This is a genomic window from Bacteroides salyersiae (genome assembly GCF_031172035.1).
In the GTDB taxonomy this organism is placed as follows: domain Bacteria; phylum Bacteroidota; class Bacteroidia; order Bacteroidales; family Bacteroidaceae; genus Bacteroides; species Bacteroides salyersiae.
Genome location: NZ_CP133452.1, coordinates 5,383,698 through 5,397,781, shown reverse-complemented (window position 1 = coordinate 5,397,781; position 14,084 = coordinate 5,383,698). Strand labels below are relative to the sequence as shown.

Sequence of the window (14,084 nt, the reverse complement as noted above, 5' to 3'; positions counted from 1 at the left end):
CAAATATAAGTACCTTTGTGCATATAAACAAAGAAACTATGATGAAAGTTGGATTATTATCGGATACACATGGTTGGTGGGATGAGAAATATTTGGAATATTTTGAGTCTTGTGACGAAATATGGCATGCAGGAGATATCGGCTCGGTAGAAGTAGCGGAGAAACTGGCTGCTTTCCGTCCTTTTCGTGCAGTCTATGGTAATATTGACGGACAGGAGATCCGCCGTATGTTTCCACAGGTAAACCGTTTCACAGTGGAGGGTACAGAAGTGTTGATAAAGCATATCGGGGGCTATCCCGGAAAATATGATCCTTCAATAATCGGTAGTCTGATGGCCCGTCCGCCTAAGTTGTTTATCAGTGGACATTCGCACATTTTGAAAGTGAAGTATGATAAAACATTGGATATGCTGCATATTAATCCCGGAGCAGCAGGCAGGTCCGGTTTCCATAAGGTGCGTACGTTGGTACGTTTTGTGATTGATAATGGTATGTTTAAAGATTTGGAGGTGGTGGAATTGGCAGGATAGGTATCTACGCTGACTGGAAACGGTGATTACCGGTTTGTGGTGCTATCATCAAAGCTTTGAATATTTGTTTGATAGGACTCATGTATTGAATGGTGTCTCCTTGAAGGGTACAATCTTTTATTTGATGTCCGGTCAATCGGAAGGGATAATCCGCAAAACAGGAGGTTACGTCTGTTCCTTTGGGAAAGTCATTGTTCAGAGGTTCTTTTGTATATATTGATTTTGACGATGCCGTCTTTCAGCTTGTAAGTGTTGTTAGTAATGTCCTGTTTTGGTTGGGTTCCGGCATTCGAAAGCAACCGGATCTTCAGTAGATAAGTCTCTTTCTTGATTTTTTGTTCTATCGGAACTTGTGGCTCTGCTCCTGCGTTATCCCAGGAATATACTTCTACTCCTGTTAAGGTACATGGAACGTAAGTCTCCTCGTAGTCGTAATTCTCGCAGGTCGTGGATGTTGTAATCAGAAAGATTAAGAGAAAAAAAAGTAGTAGAGGGTGTTTTTTCATATGCTTGTAGATTTTCGATATAGTCACAAATATAGAGCTTTCGTATTTATAAATGTACTAAAAAACAGAATATTGCATATACAGTTGTCTTTTTATTTTGTCATTTCAAAATTCTTTCCGTTCTTTGCGTAGTCTAATTAAGGTATAAGCTACGAATTTCATGCTATTTGATGATATCGATATTCGTATTTTATAGTTTATGATTCGTAAATTGTAACTGTCTCATTATGAAAGGGATTATTCTTGCTGGCGGAAGTGCTACACGTCTCTATCCGCTATCGAAAGCCATATCAAAGCAGATCATGCCGGTATATGACAAGCCGATGATTTACTATCCGCTTTCCACGCTAATGCTGGCCGGCATACGTGAAGTGCTTATCATTTCTACTCCCCGTGATTTGCCGATGTTTCGTGATCTTTTGGGTACAGGAGAAGAATTGGGGATGATTTTCCAATATAAGATCCAGGAACGGCCGAATGGATTGGCGCAGGCTTTTGTATTGGGGGCTGATTTTCTGAATGGTGAACCGGGATGTTTGATTCTGGGTGATAATATGTTTTACGGGCAAGGATTTTCGGCTATGCTTCGCCGGGCAGCTACATTGCAGAAGGGTGCTTGTATCTTTGGATATTATGTGAAAGATCCACGGGCGTATGGTGTAGTTGAGTTTGATACTAAGGGGAAAGTCATTTCTCTTGAGGAAAAACCTGCCATGCCTAAGAGTAATTATGCTGTTCCGGGGCTTTATTTTTATGATGCTGATGTAACTAAGAAGGCGGCTTCACTAAAACCATCTGCCCGTGGTGAGTATGAAATTACAGATTTGAATAAATTGTATCTTGACGAAGGCACATTGCAAGTCGAACTTTTTGGCCGTGGGTTTGCCTGGTTGGATACCGGTAATTGTGATAGTTTGCTTGAAGCTTCCAATTTTGTGGCTACCATTCAGAACAGACAGGGCTTTTATGTCAGTTGCATCGAAGAGATAGCTTGGCGTAATGGCTGGATAACGACTGCCCAGTTACGAATTTTGGGTGAACAACTCGGTAAAACGGAATATGGCAAGTATCTTTTGGATTTAGCGAAATAATAAATCGACATAACAGAAATAATTATGAAAACTTATCTTGTAACCGGTGCTGCCGGATTTATCGGTGCTAATTATTTGAAGTACATTTTAGCAAAACATGATGATATTCGTGTGGTAGTGCTTGATTCACTGACTTATGCCGGAAATTTGGGAACGATCGCCGGTGACATTGACAACGAGCGTTGCTTCTTTGTGAAAGGAGATATTTGTGACCGCGATCTGGCTGATCGCCTTTTTGCGGAGTATAAGTTCGACTATGTAGTGAATTTTGCTGCCGAGAGCCATGTTGACCGTAGTATAGAAAATCCTCAGTTATTTCTTATTACTAATATATTAGGTACGCAAAATTTGTTGGATGCGGCACGGCGTGCTTGGGTGATGGGAAAAGACGAACATGGTTATCCGACCTGGCGTAAAGGAGTACGTTATCATCAGGTATCTACCGATGAGGTGTATGGCTCGTTGGGTGCTGAAGGGTATTTCCACGAAACGACCCCGCTTTGTCCGCATAGTCCGTACAGCGCTTCGAAAACAAGTGCGGATATGGTAGTAATGGCCTATCATGATACTTATAAAATGCCGGTTACTATCACTCGTTGTTCTAATAATTACGGTCCATACCATTTCCCGGAAAAATTGATTCCATTAATTATAAAGAATATTCTTGAAGGTAAGAAACTTCCTGTTTACGGAGATGGTAGCAATGTACGTGATTGGTTGTATGTGGAAGATCATTGTAAAGCGATTGATCTGGTAGTACGCCAAGGAGTAGAAGGTGAAGTGTATAATGTGGGTGGACACAATGAGAAAACGAACCTCGAAATTGTAAAATTGACTATTGCGACTATTCATAGGTTGTTGGAGGAGAATCCGGGATATCGTAAGGTGTTGAAAAAGCAGGAAAAAGGTGCGGATGGCGAAATTGCTATCGACTGGATTAATGAAAGTCTGATTTCTTTTGTAAAAGACCGTTTAGGACATGACCAGCGTTATGCTATTGATCCTACGAAGATAACCGATGCACTTGGTTGGTATCCTGAGACAAAATTTGAAGTAGGGATTGTGAAAACAATTGAGTGGTATCTGAATAATCAGAGCTGGGTAGAAGAAGTTACCAGTGGCGATTATCAGAAGTATTATGAAAGAATGTACAAATAAAGGGGAAAAAAGAAGAAAGGAGAATGGAGAGGGGAGAAGTGCTATGCAGCGTAATAGCGCAGTCTCTCTCCATTCTTCCTTTTTCCTTCCCTTCTTTCTTTTCTTTATTTCAGGATGAGCGAGAGTGAAAGAAATATTCCCATGAACAGCATATTACGAGAGGTTTCTCCTAATATGCTGTTTAATTTTTTGCCACTGTGTATTTTTACCATTTTGTTCCAGGTGGAAAGGTGTAGAAGGAAATAAGCAATTGCTGTTATTATACCTGGAATGCTGTTTCCGGTGAGATATAAGCTCAATAGTGCAGCGATTATCCCTAATGCCAAATATAAATATCGGCCGAAAGGTTCTCCGAAGCGTACTATGATTGTACGTTTTCCGCTTTGGGCATCTGCTTCCCGGTCGCGATAGTTATTGATAATTAATAATGTGTCTACTATTAGTCCGCAAACCAGTGAAGCTACTGTGACATCCGGTGTCCAATTCAGCGTTTGTACATAGTAAGTACCACCTACAGGTACAAATCCAAAAAAGCTAATCACCAGTGCATCCCCCCACCCATTGTACGAGAGAGGGTAGGGCCCTGTGGTGTAGAAGAATGCGAAGATGACACACAATAATCCGACGAGAATTAGCTGCCAACCGGCGTAGAACAATAAAATGCTCCCGATAAGGCATGCCGGGATAATGGTGAATATAATTCCTAATTTCATGGCACCGGGTGAAATCCATCCTTGTGCACAAGCACGTTCCGGTCCTAAACGGTCTTCGCGGTCTGTTCCTTTTAGACAATCGAATAGGTCATTGATGAAATTGGCTGCGATTTGCATCAGTCCGGCAAAAAGGAAACAAACCAGTGCAGGCAACCATTGAAATTGTCCGTCGGCATAGGCAAGGGCTGCACCTATCAGTACCGGGGTAGCTGCTCCTGCCAGAGTTTTAGGGCGTGCGGCAAGTAACCATGCACGCCAAGAATTTCGCTTTATTTCTTTCATGTTGCAAAGGTACGGAATTTTGGAGTATCTTTGCACCTCTCAAATTGAATAAAACAATATGCGGATGCACCGATATGCATGTGCGAATCGGTGTGTGTTATTCCACCGGGAGGTAATTGATACATTGTCATATTAACACATTAATGCATTGGCACATTGTCATATTGACACATTGATTTATTATTAATTATATGAAGAAGTTAGCATATTTCCTGATTCTACTCTCTTTCCTGTTTTCTTCCTGTAAGTCGAAGAAAACTTTGGTTGTCTCTCCGGCTTATCCCGTGTTGGCTGTCGATTCGCTTCGTCCGGACACGGGCGGTTTTATTTCCGGTTTGTTTGCTCCCGACCATTCGCAACTCAAGGAACTGCAGCGCACACAAAAACAGAAAAAAAAGCAACAGGTCAAGTCTGCTTCACATAATTCTCCCGTTCCTGCCGGAGTAGCTCCGGGCACTTTGATTACTCATTCGAATATCAGCGTATCTTCTGTCTATAAAGGTATCGACCGTGTAGTGAAATATGATTTTACCCATCGAGATGTACCTGAGGCTTTTGATGGCTTCCGTATTGCTTTTATTTCCGATCTTCACTATAAAAGCCTTTTTAAAGAGAAAGATTTGGATGGCCTTGTTCGGCTTCTCATAGCTCAGCAAGCCGATGTATTGCTCATGGGAGGTGACTATCAGGAAGGTTGTGAATATGTGCCCGAATTATTTGCAGCTTTGGCTAAAGTGAAAACTCCGATGGGAACGTATGGAGTAATGGGCAATAATGATTATGAGCGCTGTCATGAAGATATTATCCGTGAAATGAAACGTTATGGTATGCATGTGCTTGAACATAAAGTAGATACTTTGCGGAAAAATGGACAGCAGATACTGATTGCCGGTGTGCGCAATCCTTTCGACTTGAAACAGAACGGTAAGTGTCCGACGCTTGGGCTTGCTCCTGAAGATTTTGTGATTCTGCTTGTTCATACTCCCGATTACATAGAGGATGTCTCTGTGGCAAATACAGATCTTGCCTTAGCCGGACATACTCATGGCGGGCAGGTACGTATTTTTGGTTATGCTCCTATTATACCTTCACATTATGGAAGTCGTTTCCTCACGGGATTGAAGTATAATACAGCAAAAATCCCGATGATTGTAACCAATGGCATCGGGACTTCTAATAAAAATATCCGTATCGGCGCTCCGTCTGAAATAGTGATAATTACTTTATACCGGTTGAAACAATAAATAATCCGATTGTGCTATCTTTTCATGAATTTTACGTTTTCTGTACCTTTTGTTCCAATTATTTTCAAGATGTATAATCCGGCTGGTAGATCAGCGATAGATACGGTCTCGGTATCATTCTTTGTTTTTGTATTCACAATAACGTTACCATTTATGTTGCAGATAGCATAACTATTCATACCTTCCATACGGAATTCTACCTCTCCATCTTTGTTGAAAACGTAAGTTAGTTTTCCGTTTTTACTCTGAGTGGTTTTCATTCCGGTAGAAACATCCAAGAATTCACTTGAAACATATTTCTCCATGGGGAGATACTGGCTGGCTCCCGGTTCGTAAAACCACATATAAACAACTCTGGAGACAATTTCACCGTATTCGTTATAAGTATATTCTGTCATTTCTCCATCTGTTTGTTCCCATCCCGGATCAGGTGTTACTGGACTTGCTGTAAAAGTTGCTACCGGTTCTTCCTCTTCCATAGGGAAGAATCCTGCACTTATGATCTGGTTTCCTTTATCATCGTATTTCCAGATCAAATACTGTTGTTCTACTATTTCATCGTTTGTAAATACTCCATCCCCATTAGCGTCTACTTTATAAATAAGTTCTTCGCGTTGGTCTCCATTTTCATTTAATATTTTATAAGTATGTACATTTGAAACATATTCTTCTTCTGAATCGCTATTTGTTTGAGTTACATTAATGGTACACTCAAAATCCTCTTTACCTGTGAAAACGGTTTTGTATGTACCTACTTCTTTTCCTCCTTTAAATACTTTTGCTTCTTTTATCCGATTATTGCCTGTTACAAATTGCTCATTTGTTTCTATAATTTGTCCGTTGGTATTTTCCCATACAATATTGTCGTATTTTATACCTTCTTGCATGCCATCACCATAATCATTGGTAGAATTAATCCATGTTTTTGCCTTACCGGTGACTTCATCGTAAATTATATCCGTACGTTCGCGATCTATGTATGATTCTCCATCATAATTGAGTAATTTCACTAAAATCTGGGTGATGTTATTATTACTGTCTCTTGTTATCAGTTTTTTATGTTCGTAGTTTTTTACCCATTCATTCTTTACTTCATCCCAATTATAGGTAGCTCTGCGCGTAACAAAGTCCGTCACTATATTGTCATAATCGAATTCTGTTTTTTGATGATTGACGAGTATCCCATCGGTTTCATGTTGTTCTATACGCTCGATAACCTTTTGATTATCATTGTATTTTATAAATGTTCTGCTTCGTTTTTCCCCTTCTTCTGCTTCTACTGATTCTTGTTCGAAGACAGTTACATTTCCATATTTATCATAAGTATATTGAATGATATTATCTTCATACCATGTAATTTCGTCACTTTCGTCTTCCGGATCACATGCGAAGCAAACTTCTGTTTTAGGCCTCCAAATGCTATTATCATTATTTCTTGTCGTTTTGTTTACCGGTTTCATGAATTGGCTTATCTTTTTTTCCGGAGCTTTTGCTGTCTTTTCATTGGGACGGGTATAAATTTGGTCCGTTTGAGCATAACTGAGCCCCGAATATAAAAGACCACTAATAAGTAAAAGAGTAAAGTTTTTCATACGCTTTGTTTTTTAAAATGAAAATTTCATGTTGTTATATTTGTTATTTGCGCAAAGGAAACAAAAAACATTTAATAATATCAATTACCGTGTCATATTTTCATATATTTGCAAAAAAAATTAATAAATCATGAATTTATGAGAAAGTATTACGCTTTTCTGTTATTTCTATCTTTCTTTTTTCAAAATCTGTGTGCCAAACAAATTACACTTGAGGAAGCGTTCGGTTTAGCGAATCGTTTCTTTGCTTCTGTGACTTCTGATCGTGGAAGTAACACACGTACAACCTCGTCTGTGTTGACTTTGGCTTATACATCTGTTATACCTGCTGATAGTAAGGATACGCGTGCTGTTTCAAGTTTGGGATTGCCGACTTACTATGTATTCAATGCCGATAATAACAGAGGTTTTGTGATTGTAGCTGCTGATGATCGTGCCCGTTCGATATTGGCTTATTCATTGACTGGTTCTTTTGGTTTGGAAAATCAACCTTTGCAGGTACGGCAATGGCTTAGTGGTTATGATATAGAGATTGCGCGTCTGTCGGAAGTTTCGTCTGTTCCGGAAATTGCTGGTATGGTAAGTCCTTATGCTGGTGATATAACTACACGCACTATGACTACGTCAGTTGTAGAGCCTTTGTTGGGTGATATTGTTTGGAATCAAGATACCCCCTTTAATAACGAATGTCCTTTTGATAAAAATTACAGTATGACTGCTCCTGTCGGTTGTGTAGCTACGGCAGCAGCTCAGATCATGAAATATTATAATTATCCTTTAAAAGGTAAAGGAACCAAAACTTATACTTGTAAGATTTTGAATAAACGGTTAAGCGTCGACTTTAGCAATACTACTTATGATTGGGTCAATATGTTGAGCGATTATAATGGAAAATATAGTGAGGCGCAAGCAAAAGCTGCCGCTATATTGTCTTATCATGTGGGGGTATCTTGTAATATGGATTATAGTGTTGAAGGTAGTGGTGCAACGGCCAAGGATATTGCTACCGGTCTTAAAAATTATTTTTCATATGATAATAATTTGGAATATATAGAACGTACTCATTTTAACGAGAGTGACTGGTCGGATTTTCTGAAGGCTGAGTTAAATGAGAAACGTCCTATCCTTTATTTTGGTGAAGGCCCCAGCGGAGGGCACGCATTTGTGTGTGATGGTTATGATGTCAATGGTTTCTTTCATTTTAATTGGGGATGGGGAGGCATTAGCAACGGATATTATCAGATTTCGGCACTTGAACCGCAAGATTTGGGTATTGGTAGCGGAATGGGAGCTTATAACCACTATCAGGCCATATTGATCGGTATTCAGCCGCCGAATGAATCTTCTACCCATCTGGCACGTGTACAGTTGAACGGAACTTTTAATATGCAGGAGACTGAAACAGCTCGGGAAGGAACCAATAAAGCAACCATCGGCTTTTTTAACTATGGTTTGCAGAGCTTTACCGGTGAGGTGATTTTAGGACTTTATAAAGATGAGACGTTATTGACAGTTCTGAGTAGTACTGCCGTAACTAAACTTAGTCCTTTGGGAGGTGGAACAAAAGGGTTCACTTTCGACGAGTTTTCTATTCCATCTTCAATAGAGAATGGTACCTATCGGTTGTTGGTAGCACAAAAAGAAAATGGTGTTTCGAACTATACTATTATGCTTACGCCAGTCAACTATCCGAATTATCATATTGTGGAAGTGACAGACAATAAGGTGAGCTACGTAAAACCGGAGTTTGAACCCCTGTTGAGTATGGTGAAAAAGCCGGAAATAATAAGTACGAAATTATATAAGGGTAGGAAAGCCACTTTCCGGGTGACCGTGAAAAATGACGGTGAAGAGTTCTATTCTTATATGGGTATTTTATTGCAAAAGAAGAGTCTTGACGAGGAGAAAGAACGTCAATATGTAGGTATGTTCCCTACGCGTATTCCAAAGGGAGCTACCCGTACATTTGAGTATAGCACCGATGCTATTGAAGTAAGTCCTGGTGACTATGACGTCGTGGTTGTTTGCGATGTTGATAATGCATGGAGTAATAGATGGTGGGATGCCATCGGACCTAATGAATTTAAGGTAACTGATGCTACGATATTGGATGAACCAGCCGATCCGGTTTATAAATTATGGAGCTCGGTAACGGCGGTTGCTCAGGATGGTTCTAACAATATTTATCCTAATAGTAATATTGTTGTTACTTCTAAGATAAAAAATAGTGGTGGATATGGCGATGGCTCATTCGCTTTGATCTTTTTTACTGACCAGAATCAGGTTGTAGGCAACTCCAATGTTGTAGAATTGTCTTTGGAAAAGAATGAAACAAAGGAAATACAAATCGTTCATAGATTAACTTATCCAGTAGGTCAATATGGTGTTTTACTGGCTTCTGTAGATGGGCAGTATGCAGATGCGTTATTACCGGAGTTTCTGAATCGGACGACATTCAGAATAATTCAGGATACAGGAATTGAAGAAACTGTAGTTGAAACGTCTGTTCTTTCTTGTTATGAGGATCAGGATATATTGTGCCTTGAGGCCGATTGTGAAATAGAAACTGTAAAAATGATAGATGTATCGGGTAGAGTAGTACGTTCCGTTTCTGTCACCGGTGATAAAACTGAAATTCAGATAGGTGACTTACCTTCCGGACTTTATATGATTCAAGCCGGGACGACACAAGGAATACGGCATTGCAAGTGGATGAAGAAATGATATAAAAGGTCGCTTTAAGTGGCTTTTGCATCATATTTGAAGGGTATTGGAAGTTAAGATCAGCTTCTGATACCCTTTTACTTATTGGAAAATAGAGTGATATTAAGTTCTTACTTGAATTTTTCTCATAATACTGAGCAGAATTTAAACCGGTTCTGAACGGAACAAAGAATTTTAGTGAATGGTGTTTCCTGTTCTTGGTATAAAACTGATATTATTTTTGCCGGTGAAGTTCTTCGTAAACTGCCGGATGAAGGAAATAACGTACATCTTTTCCTTCCGCCAAAGCATACCGGATAAAAGTAGAACTTATCTCAAAAGTAGGTGATTTGACGATGCGCACATTTGTTGGAAGTAAGTCTTTATTTACGGGATATCCGGGACGGGGATAGACAAGTAATTGATTTTCGGCAATAATCCGTTCCGATTCGCGCCAACAACCGAATCTTTGCCAGTTGTCTGAGCCGATGATGAGATGAAATTCCCGATCGGGATAAGCTTTTTTCAAACAGTCCAGTGTATGTATTGTGTAAGAAGGACGGGGAAGATGAAATTCAAAATCGGAGGCATGGAAGTACGGATAGTCTCCGATGGCAAGCTGCACTAACCGGAGACGTAACTCATCCGGCCATAAGTCGGCCGGTTTCTTTAGCGGGTTGTGAGGACTCACCACAAACCATACTTCATCTACCTCACCAAACTCACAAAGATAATTGGCTAAGGCAAGGTGTCCGATATGAATCGGGTTGAAAGAGCCACTGAAAATTCCGGTTTTTAATTTTTTCATAATCGCTGCTGAGGGATTATTAATAAAATATCCGCTAAAGAAGAAGGTTTATTGATGGAGAGAGGGCTATTTATTTAGAAATTCTTTTATAACTTTCAGAGCTTCTGCTTTTGCTGCTTCCAAATCATCATTGATAATGACCTTATCGAATTTGGAAGCAAAGCTTAATTCATATTCTGCTTTCGCCACACGGTGTTCTATCACTTCCGAGGCATCTGTACCGCGCCCTATAAGACGACGGCGCAACTCTTCTACGCAGGGGGGCTGGATGAATAAAGATAAAGCCCGGTCTCCATAGAATTTCTTTATGTTGCATCCACCTACTACATCTACATCAAACACCACATTTTGTCCGGCTTCCAATTGTTTTTCTACCTGGGCTTTCAGTGTGCCGTAGTAACGGTCTTTATACACTTCTTCATATTCCAGAAATTCGTTGTTTGAAATACGTTGACGAAATTCATCGGGAGAAAGAAAGAAGTATTCCACTCCATGTTTTTCTTCACCACGTGGCGGGCGACTGGTTGCTGAGATAGAAAATGCAAGATTTAAGTTCTGCTTCAGCAGGTAATTGATAATGGTAGATTTGCCCGAACCTGATGGAGCGGAGAAGATGATTAATTTTCCGTTCATAGCGCTTTATTAATTGCCGGTTACGAATTACAAACTACGAAAGGAGCAGGAAACTGTCTTTCTTTGCATCCAGATATTACTTACTATCCGTAGTTTGATAATTTATGACCGATTTACATTACATTCAGTACCTGTTCTTTTATCTGTTCCAATTCGTCTTTCATCTGAACTACGATCTTTTGCATTTCTGCATGATTGGATTTACTGCCCAATGTATTGATTTCACGGCCCATTTCCTGTGCAATAAAACCTAATTTTTTGCCCTGTCCGCTACCGCTTTCCATGGTGCTGATGAAATATTTCAAATGATTGCCGAGACGTTGTTTCTCTTCATTTACGTCCAGCTTTTCTATATAATAAATAAGTTCTTGCTCCAGACGGTTTTTATCGTAATCTACACTCAATGTTTTTTCGAGAGCATCTGTTATGCGCTCTTTGACTTTTTCGACACGTTCTTTTTCATAGGGCGTGATAGATTCCAGTAAATGCGAGATATTGGCTATTTTTTCACGGAATTTCTTTTCCAGTGCGGCACCTTCCTGTTTTCTAAAATCTACCAAATGGCCGATTGCTTCCAGAACAGCCGCATGTACAGTGGTCCATTCCTCTTCGGTCAATTCTTGTGTCTCGGTCTTAGTTAGTACGTCCGGCATGCGGAGCAGAGTTTGAAACCAATCTGTAGGGACCGGGATACTGAGATTATCGGCAATGTCTTTTATTTGTTTATAGTAGCCTTCTACCAATGCCTGATTGATGGGTGTGGCACTTTCTGCACTCTCCTTTTTTTCTACCCAGAGGCTGAAATCTACTTTCCCACGTTCCAGAGTTCGTGATATTTCATTGCGGATCTCCATCTCTTTTTCACGGTATGCCGGAGCAATGCGGGCCGACAGATCCATTGCCTTACTGTTGAGCGATTTGATCTCTACATTTATTTTCTTTTCGGGAAGTTCGGCAGTTGCTTTGCCGTATCCCGTCATGGATTGTATCATAAAATCGATTGTTTTCTGCAAAAGTAAGAGATTATTTTAAGATTATCGCTTCAAAAAGGGAAAAATGTGTAGCTTCTCTAATCTAATAGCAAATTAATCTATTATTGAAAAGGAAATTTATATTGAATATTTAGGTATATGTATAATTAAGTAATCTCTCCTTCAGTCACACTTTTGAGGTCAAGTAGCAGGCCGATTCGTTTGTGCGGATCTGTTGTTTAACTGAGCAATCTTTCGGAGGTTGTGCGAAGGAAGCGATTATTCCCAAGTACGAAGAAGATATATAGTACTACAGCGCAGGTTACCCATGTGATGTTTGTATGTTGTTTATTTTATTTATTATAAAATAGCGCGTTAAGATAGATAAAAGATTTGTTTATGCGATGAATTTTAACTGAAATATGCTTTAATTTATGCGACAATGTGGTAATCTGAAAATAATCAGCTAAATTTGCATCAATTTAATAATCTGAAAATTATGTCGTGTATCTTACATATTGAGACCTCTACTGCTGTGTGTTCGGTAGCGGTAAGTGAAGACGGACAGACGATTTTTGTGCAGGAAGACATGAAAGGTCCTTCACACGCTGTGTCATTAGGGGTTTTTGTTGACGAGGCTTTGTCGTTTATCGATAGTCATGCTATTCCGTTGGATGCGGTAGCAGTGAGTTGTGGTCCGGGATCGTATACGGGGCTTCGTATCGGAGTTTCGATGGCTAAGGGGATTTGTTATGGACGGAATGTTCCGTTGATAGGTATACCGACACTGGAGGTGTTGTGTGTTCCGGTATTGTTATATCATGAATTGCCGGAAGACGCTTATCTCTGCCCGATGATCGATGCCCGCCGGATGGAGGTATACGCAGCTGTTTATGATCGTGCCTTGAATGTGGTGCGCGATATTTCGGCAGATATTGTTGATGAGAATTCTTATCTTGATATATTGAATGAACATCCGGTTTATTTTTTTGGTAACGGTGCTGCTAAGTGCCGGGAAAAGATAACGCATCCGAATGCGCATTTCATCGATGATATTCATCCGTTGGCCAAAATGATGTTTCCGCTCGCTGATAAGGCGATGGCAAAGCAAGATTATAAGGATGTGGCTTATTTTGAGCCTTTTTATCTGAAAGAGTTTGTGGCTTCTCTTCCCAAAAAGTTATTGTAGAGTTTATGTTTTTCCCTCTTTAATTCTTTAATTTTTTAATTCATTTATATGCAGTATAACACTCAACAGAAAAGAATGCCGCTTCCCGAGTATGGGCGGAGTATCCAGAATATGGTAGATCATGCATTGACAATTCAAGACCCGGCAGAGCGTCAACGTTGTGCAAATACTATCATCAATATTATGGGGAATATGTTTCCTCATTTGAGAGATGTACCCGATTTCAAGCATAAACTATGGGATCATTTAGCTATCATGGCTGATTTTAAACTGGATATAAAATATCCTTACGAGATAATTCGTGAAGAGAATTTGGGTACGAAGCCTGATTCGATCCCTTATCCCAGTACCAAAATGCGTTATCGTCATTATGGTCGTACTCTGGAGGTGTTGATAAAGAAAGCATGCGAATTTCCGGAAGGCGATGAGAAGAGAAATCTGGTTGCTCTTATTTGTAATCATATGAAGAAGGATTATATGGCTTGGAATAAAGATACGGTAGATGACCGCAAGATAGCCGAAGATCTGGATGAACTTTCCGGAGGAAAACTCCGGATGGATGATGACATTATTCGTTTGATGGCGGAACGGCTTGCACAGAATTATCGTCCGAAAGTGAATTACAATAATAATCGGAATAATAATCAGAGAAGGAAGTATTGAT

14 protein-coding genes are annotated in these 14,084 nt (G+C 39.9%); 7 read left to right on the top strand and 7 right to left on the bottom strand.

Features of this window, described 5'->3' with window-relative positions; translation table 11 throughout:
• The first annotated feature begins 38 nt into the window (after window positions 1–38).
• On the top strand, window positions 39–530 hold the full coding sequence (locus RB604_RS20640; RefSeq protein ID WP_007482379.1) for a metallophosphoesterase family protein: 492 nt from the start codon (window positions 39–41) through the stop codon (window positions 528–530).
• Between the two features lie 4 nt (window positions 531–534).
• Here RB604_RS20640 and RB604_RS21485 read toward each other — a convergent pair whose 3' ends face one another.
• A complete protein-coding gene (locus RB604_RS21485) occupies window positions 535–729 on the bottom strand; it encodes a DUF5034 domain-containing protein (RefSeq protein ID WP_373133570.1) in 195 nt (64 codons plus the stop codon).
• Complete coding sequence (locus tag RB604_RS20635) at window positions 719–1,036, bottom strand: DUF5034 domain-containing protein (RefSeq protein WP_007482381.1); 318 nt, start codon at window positions 1,034–1,036, stop codon at window positions 719–721. The genes RB604_RS21485 and RB604_RS20635 overlap by 11 nt, the downstream gene beginning before the upstream one ends.
• A 227-nt stretch (window positions 1,037–1,263) precedes the next feature.
• On the opposite strand from RB604_RS20635, the gene rfbA reads away from it, so the two are divergent.
• Together rfbA and rfbB are read left to right on the top strand one after the other, a co-directional pair.
• Entirely contained in the window at window positions 1,264–2,127 is an 864-nt protein-coding gene (gene rfbA, locus RB604_RS20630; RefSeq protein WP_007482383.1) for a glucose-1-phosphate thymidylyltransferase RfbA, read from the top strand.
• Window positions 2,128–2,151: 24 nt separating this feature from the next.
• Entirely contained in the window at window positions 2,152–3,285 is a 1,134-nt protein-coding gene (gene rfbB, locus RB604_RS20625) for a dTDP-glucose 4,6-dehydratase (protein ID WP_005933323.1), read from the top strand.
• 104 nt (window positions 3,286–3,389) lie between these two features.
• On the opposite strand, the gene RB604_RS20620 is transcribed toward rfbB, so the two are convergent.
• On the bottom strand, window positions 3,390–4,280 hold the full coding sequence (locus tag RB604_RS20620; protein ID WP_007482384.1) for a 1,4-dihydroxy-2-naphthoate polyprenyltransferase: 891 nt from the start codon (window positions 4,278–4,280) through the stop codon (window positions 3,390–3,392).
• Between the two features lie 191 nt (window positions 4,281–4,471).
• Here RB604_RS20620 and RB604_RS20615 point away from each other — a divergent pair, with 191 nt between their 5' ends.
• Entirely contained in the window at window positions 4,472–5,524 is a 1,053-nt protein-coding gene (locus RB604_RS20615) for a metallophosphoesterase (protein WP_007482385.1), read from the top strand.
• Window positions 5,525–5,538: 14 nt separating this feature from the next.
• Here the strand turns inward: RB604_RS20615 and RB604_RS20610 are convergent, their stop codons facing one another.
• Window positions 5,539–7,116 (bottom strand): T9SS type A sorting domain-containing protein, encoded by a 1,578-nt coding sequence (locus RB604_RS20610; RefSeq protein ID WP_005933320.1) that lies wholly within the window; start codon window positions 7,114–7,116, stop codon window positions 5,539–5,541.
• Window positions 7,117–7,254: 138 nt separating this feature from the next.
• Here RB604_RS20610 and RB604_RS20605 point away from each other — a divergent pair, with 138 nt between their 5' ends.
• Window positions 7,255–9,840: a C10 family peptidase gene (locus tag RB604_RS20605; protein WP_055294850.1), complete on the top strand. Its 2,586-nt coding sequence runs from the start codon at window positions 7,255–7,257 to the stop codon at window positions 9,838–9,840.
• Between the two features lie 214 nt (window positions 9,841–10,054).
• On the opposite strand, the gene nadD is transcribed toward RB604_RS20605, so the two are convergent.
• The 3 genes from nadD to RB604_RS20590 all read right to left on the bottom strand — a co-directional run bounded on the left by nadD (window position 10,055) and on the right by RB604_RS20590 (window position 12,252).
• A complete protein-coding gene (nadD, locus tag RB604_RS20600) occupies window positions 10,055–10,627 on the bottom strand; it encodes a nicotinate (nicotinamide) nucleotide adenylyltransferase (protein ID WP_007482389.1) in 573 nt (190 codons plus the stop codon).
• 66 nt (window positions 10,628–10,693) lie between these two features.
• The gene (gene gmk, locus RB604_RS20595; protein WP_055294852.1) at window positions 10,694–11,260 is read right to left on the bottom strand and encodes a guanylate kinase; all 567 of its coding nucleotides are present in this window, start codon (window positions 11,258–11,260) and stop codon (window positions 10,694–10,696) included.
• Between the two features lie 113 nt (window positions 11,261–11,373).
• Complete coding sequence (locus RB604_RS20590) at window positions 11,374–12,252, bottom strand: YicC/YloC family endoribonuclease (protein WP_044094143.1); 879 nt, start codon at window positions 12,250–12,252, stop codon at window positions 11,374–11,376.
• A 478-nt stretch (window positions 12,253–12,730) separates the two neighbouring features.
• Between RB604_RS20590 and tsaB the strand changes: the two genes are divergently transcribed.
• Window positions 12,731–13,420 carry a tRNA (adenosine(37)-N6)-threonylcarbamoyltransferase complex dimerization subunit type 1 TsaB gene (tsaB, locus tag RB604_RS20585; protein WP_005933310.1) on the top strand — a complete coding sequence of 230 codons (690 nt, stop codon included), beginning with the start codon at window positions 12,731–12,733 and terminating at the stop codon, window positions 13,418–13,420.
• Window positions 13,421–13,468: 48 nt separating this feature from the next.
• Window positions 13,469–14,083 carry a DUF4290 domain-containing protein gene (locus RB604_RS20580; protein WP_005933308.1) on the top strand — a complete coding sequence of 205 codons (615 nt, stop codon included), beginning with the start codon at window positions 13,469–13,471 and terminating at the stop codon, window positions 14,081–14,083.
• Window position 14,084 lies beyond the last annotated feature (1 nt).